The sequence below is a fragment of the Halomonas sp. genome (assembly GCF_031581305.1).
Classification (GTDB): Bacteria; Pseudomonadota; Gammaproteobacteria; order Pseudomonadales; family Halomonadaceae; genus Halomonas.
In genome coordinates this window covers 1-16,061 of sequence record NZ_JAVLBC010000055.1, presented here as the reverse complement: position 1 = coordinate 16,061, position 16,061 = coordinate 1, and the positions used below count along the sequence as shown (strand labels likewise).

At 67.3% G+C, this 16,061-nt stretch carries 20 protein-coding genes and 1 tRNA gene; 14 read left to right on the top strand and 7 right to left on the bottom strand.

Annotated elements, in window-relative coordinates; all coding sequences use genetic code 11:
- Positions 1-2,117 (top strand): DUF349 domain-containing protein (locus tag RI841_RS06670; protein WP_310704801.1); only part of this gene is annotated, 2,117 nt, incomplete at its 5' end.
- Between the two features lie 103 nt (positions 2,118-2,220).
- On the opposite strand, the gene phbB is transcribed toward RI841_RS06670, so the two are convergent.
- A complete protein-coding gene (gene phbB, locus RI841_RS06665) occupies positions 2,221-2,967 on the bottom strand; it encodes an acetoacetyl-CoA reductase (protein WP_310704800.1) in 747 nt (248 codons plus the stop codon).
- Between the two features lie 190 nt (positions 2,968-3,157).
- Here phbB and RI841_RS06660 point away from each other — a divergent pair.
- Positions 3,158-3,234, top strand: a tRNA-Met gene (locus RI841_RS06660).
- Between the two features lie 342 nt (positions 3,235-3,576).
- Positions 3,577-4,515, top strand: coding sequence for a tetratricopeptide repeat protein (locus tag RI841_RS06655; RefSeq protein WP_310704799.1), 939 nt, complete (start codon positions 3,577-3,579; stop codon positions 4,513-4,515).
- A gap of 122 nt (positions 4,516-4,637) precedes the next feature.
- On the opposite strand, the gene RI841_RS06650 is transcribed toward RI841_RS06655, so the two are convergent.
- The gene (locus RI841_RS06650) at positions 4,638-5,813 is read right to left on the bottom strand and encodes a PatB family C-S lyase (protein WP_310704798.1); all 1,176 of its coding nucleotides are present in this window, start codon (positions 5,811-5,813) and stop codon (positions 4,638-4,640) included.
- Between the two features lie 43 nt (positions 5,814-5,856).
- Here RI841_RS06650 and RI841_RS06645 point away from each other — a divergent pair, with 43 nt between their 5' ends.
- Entirely contained in the window at positions 5,857-6,288 is a 432-nt protein-coding gene (locus RI841_RS06645) for a hypothetical protein (protein WP_310704797.1), read from the top strand.
- Positions 6,289-6,491: 203 nt separating this feature from the next.
- Here RI841_RS06645 and RI841_RS06640 read toward each other — a convergent pair whose 3' ends face one another.
- On the bottom strand, positions 6,492-6,833 hold the full coding sequence (locus RI841_RS06640) for a hypothetical protein (RefSeq protein ID WP_310704796.1): 342 nt from the start codon (positions 6,831-6,833) through the stop codon (positions 6,492-6,494).
- Positions 6,834-6,882: 49 nt separating this feature from the next.
- Between RI841_RS06640 and RI841_RS06635 the strand changes: the two genes are divergently transcribed.
- From RI841_RS06635 to RI841_RS06605, 7 genes are all read left to right on the top strand, one after another.
- Positions 6,883-7,707 carry a hypothetical protein gene (locus RI841_RS06635; protein WP_310704795.1) on the top strand — a complete coding sequence of 275 codons (825 nt, stop codon included), beginning with the start codon at positions 6,883-6,885 and terminating at the stop codon, positions 7,705-7,707.
- 59 nt (positions 7,708-7,766) lie between these two features.
- Complete coding sequence (locus tag RI841_RS06630) at positions 7,767-8,174, top strand: thioesterase family protein (protein ID WP_310704794.1); 408 nt, start codon at positions 7,767-7,769, stop codon at positions 8,172-8,174.
- On the top strand, positions 8,171-8,641 hold the full coding sequence (ybaK, locus tag RI841_RS06625) for a Cys-tRNA(Pro) deacylase (protein ID WP_310704793.1): 471 nt from the start codon (positions 8,171-8,173) through the stop codon (positions 8,639-8,641). The genes RI841_RS06630 and ybaK overlap by 4 nt, the downstream gene beginning before the upstream one ends.
- Positions 8,642-8,710: 69 nt before the next feature.
- A complete protein-coding gene (locus RI841_RS06620) occupies positions 8,711-9,037 on the top strand; it encodes a hypothetical protein (protein ID WP_310704792.1) in 327 nt (108 codons plus the stop codon).
- On the top strand, positions 9,009-9,530 hold the full coding sequence (locus tag RI841_RS06615; protein WP_310704791.1) for a DUF501 domain-containing protein: 522 nt from the start codon (positions 9,009-9,011) through the stop codon (positions 9,528-9,530). The genes RI841_RS06620 and RI841_RS06615 overlap by 29 nt, the downstream gene beginning before the upstream one ends.
- A 47-nt stretch (positions 9,531-9,577) precedes the next feature.
- Positions 9,578-9,700 carry a hypothetical protein gene (locus RI841_RS06610; RefSeq protein ID WP_310704790.1) on the top strand — a complete coding sequence of 41 codons (123 nt, stop codon included), beginning with the start codon at positions 9,578-9,580 and terminating at the stop codon, positions 9,698-9,700.
- A gap of 105 nt (positions 9,701-9,805) precedes the next feature.
- Positions 9,806-10,360: a TIGR00730 family Rossman fold protein gene (locus tag RI841_RS06605; protein ID WP_310704789.1), complete on the top strand. Its 555-nt coding sequence runs from the start codon at positions 9,806-9,808 to the stop codon at positions 10,358-10,360.
- 219 nt (positions 10,361-10,579) lie between these two features.
- Here the strand turns inward: RI841_RS06605 and RI841_RS06600 are convergent, their stop codons facing one another.
- Positions 10,580-11,074: a hypothetical protein gene (locus tag RI841_RS06600; protein WP_310704788.1), complete on the bottom strand. Its 495-nt coding sequence runs from the start codon at positions 11,072-11,074 to the stop codon at positions 10,580-10,582.
- 50 nt (positions 11,075-11,124) lie between these two features.
- Positions 11,125-11,640 carry a tetratricopeptide repeat protein gene (locus RI841_RS06595; RefSeq protein WP_310704787.1) on the bottom strand — a complete coding sequence of 172 codons (516 nt, stop codon included), beginning with the start codon at positions 11,638-11,640 and terminating at the stop codon, positions 11,125-11,127.
- A 223-nt stretch (positions 11,641-11,863) separates the two neighbouring features.
- On the opposite strand from RI841_RS06595, the gene RI841_RS06590 reads away from it, so the two are divergent.
- A complete protein-coding gene (locus RI841_RS06590) occupies positions 11,864-12,895 on the top strand; it encodes an NADP(H)-dependent aldo-keto reductase (protein ID WP_310704786.1) in 1,032 nt (343 codons plus the stop codon).
- A gap of 114 nt (positions 12,896-13,009) precedes the next feature.
- On the top strand, positions 13,010-13,792 hold the full coding sequence (gene yaaA, locus RI841_RS06585; RefSeq protein ID WP_310704785.1) for a peroxide stress protein YaaA: 783 nt from the start codon (positions 13,010-13,012) through the stop codon (positions 13,790-13,792).
- Between the two features lie 158 nt (positions 13,793-13,950).
- Here the strand turns inward: yaaA and RI841_RS06580 are convergent, their stop codons facing one another.
- Entirely contained in the window at positions 13,951-14,526 is a 576-nt protein-coding gene (locus RI841_RS06580) for an isochorismatase family protein (RefSeq protein WP_310704784.1), read from the bottom strand.
- 98 nt (positions 14,527-14,624) lie between these two features.
- On the opposite strand from RI841_RS06580, the gene RI841_RS06575 reads away from it, so the two are divergent.
- On the top strand, positions 14,625-15,440 hold the full coding sequence (locus RI841_RS06575) for a Tim44-like domain-containing protein (protein ID WP_310704783.1): 816 nt from the start codon (positions 14,625-14,627) through the stop codon (positions 15,438-15,440).
- Between the two features lie 89 nt (positions 15,441-15,529).
- Here the strand turns inward: RI841_RS06575 and RI841_RS06570 are convergent, their stop codons facing one another.
- Positions 15,530-15,730: a hypothetical protein gene (locus RI841_RS06570; RefSeq protein ID WP_310704782.1), complete on the bottom strand. Its 201-nt coding sequence runs from the start codon at positions 15,728-15,730 to the stop codon at positions 15,530-15,532.
- Positions 15,731-16,061 lie beyond the last annotated feature (331 nt).

The window sequence follows — 16,061 nt, the reverse complement described above, 5'->3', positions numbered from 1 at the left end:
GCCTCGATGCCTTCCAGCTCCAGTCCATCGCATTGCGCCACGTTGAACACACGATAGTAGCGCAGCATCGGCACCACCTTGGTCTGGCCGGGGCGCTGGTCATCGGCGACCACGAGGCCCAGGAGCATGCTCGGGATGCCGACCATCGCCAGCGCGAGAGTGCCGACCAGACCCGGGAGGCCCTGGTCGAGGCCCTGGAGGAGAGCCTCGAAGGCCTGCAGCAGGGCGACCGACTGACCGACCAGGACATTGCCAGCCTGCGCGCCCAGAAGCGCCTGCTGGCCACCCGCTGGCAGGCCCTCTCCGACCAGCACCTGGCCGACGAGGCACTGCGTGACCGCTATGACCGGGCGCTTGCCGCCTATGAAGGCATCGTCCAGGCACGCGTCCGCCTGGACGAACGCGCCGAAGCGATCGAGCAGGCCCTGGCCGACGGCGATGACCAACGTCTCGAGGCCCTGGTCGAGGCCTGCGGCTGGCCGCCGGGACTGGCCCCGGCGCCGCTGCTGCAACGGGCCCGACAGCGCCTTGCCGCCGAGACTGGCCGGGAAGACGGCGACCTCGACGCCCGCCTGACGCACTTCGTCGAGGAGCTCGACCAGCTCGAGCGCCTGCTGGAGAGCGGTGCCTTCAAGGGCGCCAGCCGGCTGCACCAGCGCCTGCGCCAGCAGGCCGACCGACTACCCCAGGCACCGCTCGAGCCACACCAGGCGCGCCTCAAGCGCCTCGCGGCGCGACTCGCCGAACTGCGCGACTGGCGCGGTTTCGTCGCCGGCCCCAAGCGCGACCAGCTTTGCCGGGCCATCGAGGAGCTGGCCGATGAGGAGGGCGTCAGCGACGACGCCCTCGACCGCCGCCATCGCCAACTGGTCAGGGAATGGAAGGCCCTGGGCGATGCCGCCGCCAACCGCGAGCAGTCCGCCCGCTTCCGTGCCGCCTCCGATCGCATCCACGAGCGCCTGGCCCCCTGGCGGGAGCGCCAACAGGCCGAGCGCCAGCGCAACCTGGCGGGCCGCGAGGCGCTTTGCGAGCAGCTCGAGACGCTGCTCGAGCAGCCCGCCCACGAGGCCGACCCCGATGCACTGCGTGAGATCCGCGACCGCTCGCGGGAACAGTGGCGCCGCTTCGCCCCGGTGCCCCGGGAGCAGGCCGAGACCATCGGACGACGCTTCGGGCGCATTCGCCACGACCTCCAGGCCCTGATCGACCGTCGCGCCAGAGAGATCGCCGAGGCCAAGCGCGACCTGGTCGAGCAGACCCGCGAACTGTTGGCCCGGGAGATGCCCGCGGCCAAGCGGGCCGACCAGGCCAAGGCGCTGCAGCGCCGCTGGCGCGACCTGGGCCGCGCGCCCAAGGGCGAAGAGCAGGTCCTGTGGCGGGAGTTCCGGTCGCTGTGCGACGACATCTTCGCCAGCCGGGAGGCCGCCCGGGATGACCAGGCCCAGCACAACCGGGCCCGGCTGGATGCCATGCAGGCGCTGATCGACCGGCTCGACAGCTGGCACCCGACACACAGCCGCGAGGCCAGCGTGCTGGACGAGGCGGTGCGCGAGGCCACGGCACTCGAGCCCCTGCCGTCGGGACGGCGCAGCGAGGGCATGCGCCGCCGCTGGACCGGCATCGTGCGGGCCCGCCGCGAGCGCCTGGCCCGCCTGTCACTGGCCGAGGAGGCCACGCGTTGGCAGGCCATCCGGCCGCTGCTCAACGCCCATTTGCAGGCGGACGCCCGGCGCCTGGCCGGTGGCCCCGTCGAGCAGATCCCCCTCCCGCAAGGACTGGCCCTGCCAAGCGCGTTGCGGCATGCCCATGAACGTCGCAACGCCGCCCGCGAGTCCGCTGCAGAAGATGGGGTGGAGCAGCGACTGGCGCGCCTGCGTGCCCACCTGTCGCTGCTGGCCGGAGGTCGCGTCAACCAGCGAGACGACCCGCTGCGCCTGGCGATTCAGGTCGAACGCCTCAACGACAACCTGGGCCAGCCGACCTGCCGTGCCGAAGAGCTCCATCAGATACTGGCCGACCTGCTGGCCACCGGCCCGATGCCCGGGGGACTCTGGGAGCGCGAGGTAGGCGAGTTCGACCGCATGCTCGAGAGCCTGGCCGAGCTGCCCCCGCCCTGAGCCAGAAGGTCGCACATGAAAACACAGCGCGAGGCATCTGCCTCGCGCTGTCGTGTCTGCCGCCAGAATCACCGGCGGCAGGGGGTAATCGAGGGGCGAACGATCATCCCATGAACTGGCCACCGTTGATGTCGATGTTGGCGCCAGTGATAAAGCCCGACTCCTTGTCGGCGAGGAAGCTCACCAGGCGACCGATCTCTTCTGGCGTGCCGTAGCGCTTGACCGGGATGGTCTCGCGAATGGCCTCGCGCACCTTTTCCGGAATGTTCATGATCATGTCAGTGGCGATGTAGCCGGGGGACACCGTGTTCACGGTAATGCCCTTGGTGGCGGTCTCCTGGGCCAGCGACATGGTCAGGCCATGCATCCCCGCCTTGGCCGCGGCGTAGTTGACCTGGCCGAACTGGCCCTTGCGGCCGTTGATGGAAGAGATATTGATGATCCGACCATAGCCCTCCTCGAGCATGTCCCCGATCACGCTGCGGCAGGTGTTGAAGACGCTGTTGAGGTTGGTATCGATGACCTCGTGCCACTGGTCCGGCGTCATCTTCTTCATGGTGCCGTCCCGAGTGATCCCGGCACAGTTGACCAGCACGCTGACGGGCCCGTGGGTCTCACGGATCTCCTTCACGCCGGCCACGCAGGCATCGTAGTTGGTGAGGTCGATACCGGACAGCGCGATGTTGTCGTAACCCTCGGCCTTCTGGGTTTCCAGCCAGGCCTTGGCCTTCTCTGGATTGTGATATCCCGCAACCACCTTGTAGCCGTGCGAGGCCAGCGTACGACAGATGGCGCTGCCGATACCCCCGGTACCACCGGTGACCCATGCGACGGGTGCTTGAGTTGTCATTGACTACCTCCCTGATATGCATGACATCTTGCCTGGCGTGGCGCCAGGCAGGCCATCACCAGTCTTATTCGTTGACCTGTCACTATGATGACAGCAAAGAAAGTATGGACCAGGGAACGCCCTCGGAGCGAGCGTTTGAAATCGAACCTTGACCAAAGGCGTATAGCCTGTAGAATACGCCTCACGTTGATGCGGGGTGGAGCAGTCTGGTAGCTCGTCGGGCTCATAACCCGAAGGTCATCGGTTCAAATCCGGTCCCCGCTACCATCTTCAGAAAAGGCCAGAACCTTCGGGTTCTGGCCTTTTTGCTGTGATCTCCTGAAGCGAGCGACTGTGACACCATCACAACACCGAACAGGTCATCGGTTCCCTGTCGCTTCACATTCAGCGGAGCCCGCTACCTGACTCCCTCTCCCTTGATGACGGGCCCATGCCCAGCCAATCGATGCCCGGCAGCTTGAGCACCAGACGTCGCGGAGCGATCCCCAGGGTCAGCCCCAGCAGGCCACCCAGCGAGATGGTGACGCCGCGACAAGCCGGCTCCCCTTGAAGTCGCGGGCGACCACCCGCATCTGTTAGACGAACTCATTCCACGCAAGGCCAGTGATCATGCCCATCGTCGACCCCCGTACCGGTGAGCCGCTCACCGATGACCTCCCTGCCGGCGAGAATGCCGACGCCCCCTCTTCCGGTGGCCAGAACGCCGAGATGATCGTCGACGTCGACGCCAGCAACATCCAGCAGCTGCTCGAGACCTCGATGCAGGTGCCCGTGCTGCTCGACTGCTGGGCCCCCTGGTGCGAGCCCTGCAAGAACCTGATGCCGATCCTCGAGAAGCTGGCCCGCGAGTACCAGGGGGCCTTCATACTCGCCAAGCTCAACATCGACGAGAACCAGGAGATCGCCGGCCAGCTCGGCGTGCGCTCGGTGCCCGACGTCAAGCTGATCAGCCAGGGCGGCCTGGTCGACCACTTCCAGGGCGCCCTGCCCGAGAAACAGGTGCGTGAGTGGCTGGGGCGCTACTTCCCGGCGCCGGAAGAGGCTCCGGCGAGCCCCGAGGACCAGGCCGCCGAGGCCCTGGCTGCCGGCGATGCCGCTACCGCTCGGAGCATCTACCAGGAGCTGGTGCAGCAGTACCCACAGCACACCCCTTATCAGGTGGACTTGGCCCGCGCCCTGGCAGCCGAGGACCAGGTCGAGGAGGCTCGCACCCTGCTGGACAACCTCCCCCCGGAAGAGCGCGATGCCGCCCCGGCCCGCGGCGTGCGCGCCAGCATCGAGTTCGGCGAGCAGGCGCCCTCCGCGGAGGAGCTGGCGGCCCTGGAGGGGCGTGACGACAGCGAGGCCCAGTACAAGCGTGCCCTGCGCCAGGTGGCCGATGGGCAGTACGAGGCCGGCCTGGACGCCCTGCTGGCGCTGATGAAGCGCGACCGTGCCTATGGCGACGATGCCGCCCGCCGCACCCTGCTGCAGGTCTTCGATGCCCTGGGCGCCGATCACCCGCTGACGGTCGCCTATCGCCGCAAGCTGTTTGCGCTGCTTTACTGAAGCTGGAAGCTGGAAGAGCGGCGCTTCGCGCCTGGAAGCTGGAAGAATGCGGCTGCGCGGCATGCCCCCCATACCTTGGGGTGTGGGGTTTTCTTCCAGCTCTCGGCTTCAAGCTTCCAGCTTCAGCGCAGTACCCCATCCAGCCGGGTAAGCGCTTCCTCCAGCTGGGTGGCCGTGGTGCCGAAGTTGAGCCGCGCAAAGCCTGGCCAGCCGAAATCGGCCCCGTCGGAGAGCGCGACACCGGCCCACTCGAGCAGCAGCCGCTGCGGCGCGCCCTCCACACCCTCGAGTGCTCGCGCCTCGCGCAGGTCCAGCCAGGCCAGGTAGGTGGATTCGGGCGGGCTCATGGCAACGCCGGGCCAGCCGGCCACCCGTTCGATCAGTGTCTGGCGGTGGCTACGCAATACAGACAACAGTGCCTGCCGCCATGGCTCGCCATGGGCATGGGCGGCCTCGGCGGCAACCAGCCCCATGACATTGCCATCGGGGGTCAGCCCCTTGATGCCCCTGGCGAAGCGCCGCCGCAGGCCTACGTCGGGAATCACCGCGCAGGCCGTGGTAAGCCCCGCCAGATTGAAGGTCTTGGACGGCGCCCAGAGCGTCAGGGTGCGCGAGGCCAGCTCGGGGAACGCGGCTGCCAACGGCACATGCCGGGCCCCCTCGTCGAGCAGCAGGTCGCAGTGCAGTTCGTCGGAGACCACATACAGATCATGGCGTTCGACCAGTTCGGCCAGCCCCGCCAGCTCCTGGCGCGTCCACACTCGTCCGGTGGGATTGTGGGGGTGGCACCAGAGCAGCAGCCGGGTCTCGGGGGTGATCGCTGCCTCCAGGGCGTCAAGGTCGAGTCGCCACCACTCGCCTGGTGCAGCCGGGGCTTGCATCGCCGCCTGCTGCGGCATGCGCCCGGTGCGCTCGGCCACCCCAAGGAAGGGCGGATAGATGGGCGTCACCGTGAGCACGCCGTCCCCGGGCTCGGTCAGTGCCAGGCTCGCCATGTGCAGGGCCGGCACCACCCCCGGCAGCCACAGCTGCCAGCCGGGCTCGATGGCCCAGCCGTAGTGGTCGGCGCTCCAGGCGCAGAGGGTCTCGCGCAGCGAGTCAGGCACCTCGCCATAGCCGAAGACGCCATGCTCAACCCGCGCCCGCAGGGCCTCGATGACTGCAGGGGGCGAGACGAAGTCCATGTCGGCGACCCACAGCGGCAGCACGTCATCGTCGTAGCGATGCCATTTCTGCGAGGGCCAGTCGCCGCCCGACGGGTGGCGACGCTCGACGGGCGTGGCAAAATCGAATTCCATGTGTAATCCCCGATCCCAGAAGGCCAGCAAGATGCACGAGACCATGCCCCAAGACGGCTTCTATGCCAAGGTTCGTCGCGGCCTGCCCGCCCTGGTCGCCCAGTGGCTGACCCTCGGCCAGGGCGATGCCGACCGCCTGGCATTGCTGCTCGCCGAGACCGCCCGAGTGACCCGGCTCGGTCGCCCCGAGCAGACGCCGGATGGCGATACCCTCATCGAATGGAGTCGCCCCGACGGCGAGGAACCACCCTTCTGGGCAGCCCGTACGGCCACCTTCCTGCTGTCGCAGATGCCCGCCCGGCCAACGCCGGCCGATGACGAAGAAGCCTGTGCCTGGGCCTACTGCTGGCTGCGCAATCGCGACTTCGGGGACCTCGAGGCTGCCGAGCAGGCGCTGCCCGAGCACCTTCGCGAGCCGCTGGCTGCCGCACTGCGCGCCGCCTGGACGGATCTCAAGGGGCTGCGGCTGGTGTAGCCGGGCTGCGCCCGGCGCTGGAAGCTGGAAGCTGGAAGAGCGGCTGTGGGAGCGACGACCCATGCGCTCCCATCATGAGCCGGGAGCAGCCCAGTAGGAGCGAACTTCAGTTTGCGAAGGGTGGTGGTACCCAACCCGGGCGCCTGTCGGCGCCATTCGCGCAGCAAAGCCGGAGCGTGCGCTCCCACCAGGGGCGATGTGACCTAGCGTCGCTTCCCCGCCCGCTTCTTGGGGCGGAAGCCGGCAGGCTTGGTGGAGAGCCATGCGACGAAGGTCTGGATCTGCGGATGGGCCATCAACGCCTCTCGGCTGCGATAATGCTCGGCCAGGTCGCGCTCGCCGAGCACCGCATGCAGGTGCTTGTGGCAGGCGTGGCAGACCCAGAGGATGGCCGTCAGCCGCGCCACCCGGTCGAAGCGCTTTCGATAGCGCGCCTTGCCGTGCAGGGCCCGCGGAATGAGGTGGTGGCGGGTCAACGGCGCGACTCGCCCGCACAGTTCGCAGGTCTCGGGACGCGGCGGGGGCGTAAGGTCATGGCCGGCCATGCTGGCCTCCCGACATTCCAGGATTCACTCGAGAGATAAGGAAAACAGGATGGAAGTTCCCCTGAGCTGGCAACTGGCCAAGCTGCTGGTATCGATCGGCATGGTGCTCGGCCTCTCGGTGATCGCCGAGCGGGTCAGCACCCGCGTCGCCGGACTGCTCGCCGGCTACCCCCTGGGCACCGCCATCGCGCTGTTCTTCATCGGCCTGGAGATCTCTCCGGCCTTCGCCACCCAGGGTGCCGTGCATACACTGGCCGGCTTCACCGCCACCCTGGCGCTGGGCGGCGGCTACCTCCTCTGCGCCCGCCGCGATGGCATCCGTGGGGTGCTCGCCGGTACCGCGGGCGGATTTGCCGGCTGGCTGGCGGTGAGCCTGCTGCTGACCCAGGTGGAGTTCACTCGCCTGACCGGCACCCTGACCACCCTGGTTGCGATCATCGTGTTCATCCGGCTCTACCGTCGGGTGCCGGAAACCGCGACTCGCGCTCGCGGTGGCTTCAGCTGGGGGGCGCTAGGCCTGCGCGCCGCCCTGGCCGCCGGCATCATCTTCCTGATCACCGGTCTCGCTCACGTGATGCCGGCCGCCTGGGCCGGGGTCATGGCCGCCTTTCCGGTGACCATGTATCCCTTCCTGGTGATCCTGCACCTGACTCACGGTGCGGCGCCGGTCGCCACAGTGATCAAGCACTATCCGGCCGGGCTCGGCGCGCTGCTCTGGTATGCCCTCTGCGTCTCGCTGACCTACGACAGCCTGGGGCTGGTGCTGGGTACCCTGATCGGCTTCGCCGTCGCCACCGCCTGGCTGCTGGCCTGGACCCGCCTGCTGGCCTGGCGAGTCGCCCGCTTGGCCGCGCGCCCGACGGCCAGGGCTTGACCGAGCGCTTGCTCGGGGCAAAGCTATCTGGCCGACATGGATCATGAGGACCGCCCACGATGTTTACCCGTACCATCGAACCCGCCTTCTACGACACGGATGCCCTGGGCCACGTCAACAACACCCGGCTGCCGGCCTGGTTCGAGCTGGCCCGCAATGACCTCTTCCGACTGTTCACGCCGGACCTGGACCCGCGTAAGTGGCGCCTGATCATGGCGCGCATGGAAGTCGACTACCGGGCCGAGCTGCAGTACGGCCGCGAGATCGAGATCCGCACCTATCTCTCGCGGCTCGGTAACAGCTCCTTCACGGTGAGCCAGGAGGCGCGCCAGGATGGCCTGCTGACCAACCTTGGCCATACCGTGTTGGTGCATTTCGACCATACGACCAAGAAGGCCATCCCCATCGAGGGCGAGCTGCGCGAGGCCCTCGAGGCTCACCTCCAGGCGGAGCCGGAAGACGCATGACCCCGGCGGTGAAGGTCCTCGAAAAGGCCGGGGTCGCATTCACCCTGGCCGAGTACGACCACGACCCGCGAAGCCCGGCCTATGGCGAGGAAGCCGCGCGGACGCTGGGCCTGTCGCCCGATGCGGTGTTCAAGACCCTGCTCGCCCGGCTCGACGACGGCCGCCTGGTGATGGCCATCGTGCCGGTCTCCGCCCAGCTCGATCTCAAGGCCCTGGCGCGGGCAGCCGGAGGCCGCAAGGCCAGCCTCGCCGACCCCGCCGATGCCGAGCGGGCTACCGGCTACATGGTCGGTGGCATCAGCCCACTGGGCCAGAAGAAACGCCTGCCCGCCTTCCTCGATGTCGCCGCCGAGCACCTCACGACTCTGCACGTCAGCGGTGGCCGCCGCGGGCTGGAAATCTGCCTGGCCCCGGACGACCTGGCGCACCTTACCGGGGCCCGTCTCGCGGCCCTGGCACGGCGCTGAATCGCCGCCGAGCCGAACCCTGGCCGACGGTGTCACACCGTAGCCGCCATCCAACGACGGGAGCCGCTCATGGCCATCCGCTACACCCTCTGGCTGGACCCGGACGACACCCCCCGGCATCGCGCCGTCGAGGCCGACCTGAAGCGCTACTTCATCGCGCGTTTCGCCGACTATCCGCACATCCGCTTGTTTGGTGCCGACCCTTACGATTATGATGCGCCGTTCAATCGCCTCTATGACGTGCTGATGGCGCGAGCCGGCGAGTACTGCGAGCGGGAATGGCGCTATGTCCCCACCCCCGAGCAGCTCAACCGCGCCTTCTTCCTCGCCGTGGGGGATTCAAACAAGTTCGTACGGGACAACGACGATGGTGATCCGCACCGATCTGGACCCTGATGCACGGCAGCTGGCCATCATCGCCGAGCAGCTCGGCCGCGAGCCCCGCGGCATCGAGGCCCTGGCCGCCACCGACGGCGAGGGCACGCCACTGGTGCTGCGCATGGCGCCCATCGTCGACGGCAAACCTTTCCCGACGCTCTACTGGCTCTGCTCCGAGCGTCTCAAGGTCGAGATCTCGCATATCGAGGCCGCCGGGGTGATTAAACAGCTGGAGACCCGCCTGCAGCAGGATCCCGACTTCCTGGCCGCCTACCACCGCAGCCATGACGCCTATGTGGCGGACCGCTGGGCCTACATGAGCGAGGCCCAGAGGGCCGAGATCACCCGGCTGGGCTATGAGGGCGTTCTCACCGAGCGTGGCATCGGCGGCATCACCAACCGGGACCAGGTGCGCTGCCTGCACACCCAGTACGCCCACCATCTCTGCGGCGAGAACGTCATCGGCCAGTGGCTCGACGCGCACTACGGGGTAGCCGACTGCCTGCCCTGACCACGACAACACCCCATACTCTGACCCCCTACCAAGGAGATCCCCGGATGTACCTGGATACCCATGTGATTGCCAGTCTTGCGCTGATCGCCAGCATGCTCGTTATCAGCGGCGTGGGCGTGAAGCTGCTGCGCCAGGCCATGAAGCGCGATGCTGCGGGCTCTCGCTGAGCCGGCCAGCTCGCACACCACCAGGGGCGCCTTTTCGGCGCCCCTGGCGTTTCCAGGCTTTCGAGCCCCCGGCGGCCGCCAGGATGATCTTACGAGGAGGAGAACATGTCGAGATTCTGCATCTATCTGGGGTCCCGGGAAGGCCGGGACCCGCAATTCCTGGAGGCCGCGCCTCGACTAGGCACCGAGCTGGCCCAGCGCGGCCACGGACTGGTCTACGGCGGTGCCCGCGTCGGCCTGATGGGCAGCCTGGCCGATGCCGTGATGGCGGCCGGCGGCGAGGCCATCGGCGTGATGCCCGACCACCTGGTCGAGCGCGAGCAGGCCCACCATGGCCTGACCGAGCTCGTGCGGGTCCGTAACATGCACGAGCGCAAGGCGAGCATGGCGGCCCATGCCGATGCCTTCATCATGCTGCCCGGCGGTATCGGCACCCTGGAAGAGTTCTTCGAGGCCTGGACCTGGCGCTACCTGGGCCTGCACGACAAACCTATCGGCGTGCTCGATACCGCTGGCTTCTATGCTCCGTTGCTGGCCTTCCTGGACAATACCGTGGAACACGGCTTCCTCAATGGCCGAACCCGTGCCGAGCTGGTCGATGCCACCGAGCCCGCCGAGTTACTGGATGCGCTGGAGCGTCGGCTGGCCACGATAGGGTGACCCGCCAGGGGGCCGTCACCCGCCGCCCCTTGCGTTCCTATCACACCGCACAGGAGGCCCTTATGCATGTCATCGTCATCGAGGGAGATCGCTTGTCGTGGCACGCGCTGGCCCCGCTGGCCGATCCGCGAGACCCAGGTGGACCACGCCCAGATGCAGGACGACACCACTATCGGCAAGGTGCTGCTCTCGACCAGCGGCGAGGAAGTGAGCCAGACGTCAGGCGCTGGCGGCGAGTGTGTGCAGGTAGGTGAGCTGCAGCAGGCGGGCATCCTCGCCGGCCCGGTGCCGATGGATGCCGTGCTCACGGATGATCGCTTCCTTGGTCCGACTCCACAGGGCCTGCTGCGCCTCGCTGAGCAGGATGCGCAACGCCTCGAGCCGGAAGGCCGGCAGCATGCCGGCATGATGGAAGAGCAGCGACAGCCAGGTATTGTCGTAGCCCCAGCTGTCGCTGTAGGCGATACCGACCTCGCCCAGTTCGTCATTGAGCCAGCGAGCCACCTGGCGCACCGGATACCCTTCGCGCTCCAGCCGCCCGCGACTGATGCCGTGCAGCAGTTCGGCCTTGGGATCCCAGTGCGTCCACTCGCTCAGCGGCTGAATGAGGAAGGCACAGGTGCTGCCATCGGCGCGGGCCAGGCCGACCTCAATGGGGTAGCTGCCGCGCCCGAAGCCGGACGCCTCGATATCCAGCAGTGTGGGTAGCGTCACGGGCGGGAAGTCCTTGGTCGAGTTGGCCGATGGCAGGGAGAGACGAGCGACTAGTGTCGCGTCTCGCCTTCGGCCCTGTCCAGCGAGCCGGCAAGCCCCGCCAGGCGGTCGGCCAGGGTCTGCCAGTGCCTGGCCTTCTCGGTATCCACCGGCAGCGCCAGCTCACCGTTGCGGTAGGCACGCGCCAGGCGAGTCGCCGCCAAGGGATGGCCCGCCTCGCCCGCACGCGCGTACCAGGTCACGGCATGGTCGTCGCGGCGCGGATACTGGGCGCAACCGTGCTCGCGGATCTGCCCGGCCTGGTACTGGGCCTTGGCATCCCCGGCATGAGCCGCCTCGAACACGTAGCGCGCCCCACGGGCCTTGTCCTGGGGACTGACGCCGCGGTGAAAGAGCATATGACCATACTGCGACAGCGCCGCCGGATGCCCGGCATCGGCACAGCGCTGGAAGAGGTGCATGGTCAGGCGCTGAGTCCGCGGCGAGCGGGGCAGCCAGCGCGTATGGAACAGCTGCTGTGCAAGCCGGTACTCGAGCCGGGTGAACAGTGAGGATGCCTCTGACATGGCAACAACCCTGCGTCCAGTGGTGCGGAAGTAATACCGGCCACATCCTGTGGCCGGTATCGCTTCCTGCGGAAAACGGTGGCCCTGCGGACTCCGCCGGGGCAACGGGGAGGCAAGCATACGCCCGCCCCGGCAGTGACTCAACCCCGGGATTTGCCGCCCCGCCTGGCCCCGGCTACCATGCCCGGTCAACCCCTTCGAGCAGTCCTGCCAGGAGTGACGAATGCAGACGCGACCGCTAGGCGATACCGGCATCGAGGTCAGCCGCCTGTGCCTCGGCACCATGACCTTCGGCGAGCAGAATAGCGAGGCCGAGGCCCACGAGCAGCTCGACCGTGCCGTGGCCTTCGGCATCGACTTCATCGATACCGCCGAGATGTATCCAGTGCCTCCCAGGGCCGAGACCCAGGGGCGCACCGAGACCTATATCGGCAGCTGGCTCAAGCGCCGCGGCTGCCGCGACGACGTGATCATCGCCACCAAGGCCACCGGACCGGGTCTCGATCATGTTCGCGGCGGCCCACGGCTGACTCGCGAGCACCTGCACCAGGCCATCGACGAGAGTCTCGCCCGGCTGCAGACCGACTACGTGGACCTCTATCAGCTGCACTGGCCCGACCGGAAGGCCAACTTCTTCGGCAGGCTTGGTTATGAGCCTGACCCGGAGGAGGACGCCACGCCGCTGGAGGAGACGCTGTCGGCACTCAAGGAGCTGGTGGATGCCGGCAAGGTGCGCGCCATCGGGCTCTCCAACGACACCCCCTGGGGCGTGATGCGCGCCCTGCAGTTGGCCGACTCTCTGGGCCTGCCGCGGGTCGCGAGCATCCAGAACCCCTACAGCCTGCTCAACCGGACCTTCGAGGTAGGGCTGGCCGAGATCGCCCACCGCGAGGGGGTGGGGCTGCTGGCCTACTCGCCGCTGGCCTTCGGCATGCTGTCCGGCAAATATCTGGATGGCGCTCGACCGGCCGGGGCCCGGCTGACCCTGTTTGAGCGCTTCCAGCGCTACACCAACCCGCTGGCCGAGGCGGCGACTGCCGAGTATGTGAAGATCGCTCACGACCATGGCCTGGACCCGGCCCGGATGGCCCTGGCCTACGTCAACTCGCGACCCTTCCTGACCAGCAACATCATCGGCGCCACCACCATGGATCAGCTGGAGAGCAACCTGGCCAGCGAGGCCCTGCGACTCGACGCCGAGGTACTGGAGGCCATCGAGGCCGTTCACCAGCGCATCCCCAACCCTGCGCCCTGACCCGGCAACGCCGGGCGATGGGCTATCGCCCCGATAGCCCATCGCCCCCGGACTGCTTGGTATACTGCCTTTGCAATGTCATCAGGCCACCCCTTACAGGTACAGGAGCGCCCCATGCTGAGCGTGATCTCGCCCGCCAAGACGCTGGACTTCGAGGCCCCGGCCACCACGACCCAGCATACCCAGCCGGACCACCTCGACCGCAGCCAAGCGCTGATCGAGATCCTGCGCGACTATTCGCCTCAGCGGCTCAGCGAGCTAATGGGCATCAGCGACAAGCTGGCCGGGCTCAATGCCGCACGCTTCGCCGAATGGCATACCCCCTTCACGCCCGACAACGCCAAGCCCGCCGCCCAGGCCTTCCAGGGCGATGTCTATACGGGCCTCCAGGCCGACACCTTCAGCGACGATGACAACGCGTTTGCACAGAAGCATCTGCGTATCCTCTCGGGCCTCTACGGCCTGCTGCGCCCCCTGGACCTGATCCAGCCCTATCGCCTGGAGATGGGCACCAAGCTTGAGAACCCTGACGGCCGCGACCTCTACGCCTTCTGGAAGACAACCCTCACCGCGGAGCTCGAGCGCGCCGTGGCGGACAGCGGCAGCCCGGTGCTGGTCAACCTGGCCTCGAACGAGTACTTCAAGGCGATCGACACCAAGGCGCTCACCTCGCGGGTGATCACGCCGGTATTCAAGGACGAGAAGAACGGCAAGCTGAAGATCATCAGCTTCTATGCCAAGAAGGCCCGCGGTCTCATGGCCGCCTGGATGATCCGCGAGCGCCTGGATGATCCCGAAGGCCTAAAGGACTTCGATGTGGCGGGCTACGCGTACAACGCTGCCTTGTCCGAGGGTGATACCCTGGTCTTCACTCGCGCCGAGGGCGCTCAGCTGTAAGCGCGCTTCGCGCTGGTGAGCACTTCGCTTGTGAGGGGTGCTATTCACTTCTCACGATGACAGCACCGTAGGCCCGGTAAGCGACAGCGCACCGGGCAATCTCCTCCGCCGGATGCGCCTCCGGCTTATCCGGCCTACGGCCTTTATTTACAGCCAGGCTATGAAAATATCAGGGGACGTGCCGAGCGCGCCCTGAGAAAGCGACGATGGGCCTGCTTGAAGCGCGCATCGTCGCAGCGGTGGAGCCACTCGTAGGCGACCATGTCGGCACTCACCGGCACAGCACCGGCCTGCACCATCCGCTCCTTGGCCAGCCGCGCCTCAGCAGACCGCCGGCTGGCGCAGGCCTCCACCAGCCAATAGACCTCGTAGCCCGCTTCCAGCAAGCCAAGGCCGGTCTGCATCACGCAGATATGGGCCTCGGTGCCACACAGCACCACCTGGCGACGATCACTGGCGGCCATGGCCTCGGCAAACGCCGGCTCGGCATGGGCGTCGAAGTGGACCTTGTGCCAGAGGCGATGCGCCGGCAACGCCTCGAGCAGCCGCGGTTCACTGCCCCCCAGCCCCTCGGGATACTGCTCGGTGACCCACACCGGCACCTCGAGCTCGCCGGCCATGCCGCCCAGCCAGGCGGCCTCGGTTACCGCCTGGTCGCCATGTTCGATGACCGGCAGCAGGCCGGCCTGCAGATCAACGATCAGCAACAGGCTCTTCTCTCGCATCAGGCGCATCGGTGGCCCCTCTCTTTAGTAGTCGTGGCTGATCAGCATAGCCGCTAGAATGGACGCTTCCGACCCCTTATCCCCCTTCCCCGATGGAGAACCCCCTGATGCGTCACCTTCTCGTCATGCTCGTGGTCGGCGTGCTGGGCTTCGGCCTGGCCGTGGATCATGCCGATGCCCGCCGCCTGGGTGGCGGCAAGAGCTTCGGCAGCCAGTCCCGCAGTGTGCAGCAGGCGCCCGCTGCCACCTCGACCCGGGACGCCGCCGGCAACCGCGCTACCCAGGCGCGCCCCGGCTCACGGATGGGCGGCATGCTCGGCGGCCTGCTGGCGGGAGGCCTGCTTGCCGCGCTCTTCTTCGGTGGTGCCTTCGACGAGCTGCGCCTGATGGACATCCTGCTGGTCGCCGGTGCAGCCTTCCTGCTCTTAAAGCTGTTCGCCCGGCGCCGGCCGGTCATGGCCGATGGGCCGGGCCAGCCGGATGTCTCGACAGCAACTCAGCACTTCCAGGCCGAGCAGGCGCCGCTGGGTAGCGGTGCTGCCTTCGCCTCGGAGCCCGTGTGGTTCGACCGCCAACGCTTCCTCGGCGGCGCCAAGGAGCATTTCATGACCCTGCAGCGCGCCTGGGACAACAACGACTTCGGCGGCATCCAGGAGTACGTGACGCCGGAGCTCTTCAACCTGCTGCGTGAGGAGCGTGACCGGCAACCGGCCAACAACCGCACCGAGATCGTGCGGCTGTTCGCCGAACTCGGCGACATTCGTGAGGTGGGCCAGGAGGCCGAGGCCACGGTGATCTTCCATGGCATCATCGCCGAGAACGGTGAAGAGAACGAGTTCAACGAGACCTGGCACCTGACTCGCCAGTTGCGCGACGACGCCCCCTGGTACCTGCAGGGGATCGAGCAGAACCCCGGTGCCTGACGCCGCCACGAACGGATAGGCCAATACACAATAGGCCGGGCAATAGGCCCGGCCTCTTCATTGCTTTATCCGCCAGCGGAGACGGGGAATCAGTTCTGGGTGTCTTCGGCCGCCTCTTCCATCTCCTCGCCCATTTCCTCCATGCCTTCACCCATCTCTTCCATGGACTCGTCGATGCTCTCGCCTGCTTCTTCGGCTGGCCCCTGTTCCTCCTCACAGGCGACTAGGCCGGTACCCAGCAGAGCGATCAACAGCGCCAGACTCAGCTTACGCATCATCTCGTTCTTCATGCTCATCTCCTTTTGAGTCATCCGAATTTTTCTTTGGTGTCGTGCTGGAAAACCCTAACCGCTGACGGACGGCCTTTCCACTCCGGATTGCAACATTATGTAATGGCGTGAAGGCCAGACATAAAAAACCCCGTGCTCTTTCGAACACGGGGGTTTCTCGGGATAGGTGCCTGACGATGATCGCGCCGGGCTTCCGGGGGGCGGCGCTCCGCGACGCTTCATGGGGAGGCCCCCGGAACGACGAAACCCCGACCAATGGCCGGGGTTTCTGAATAAGTGCCTGACGATGACCTACTCTCGCATGGGGAGACCCCACACTACCATCGGCGCT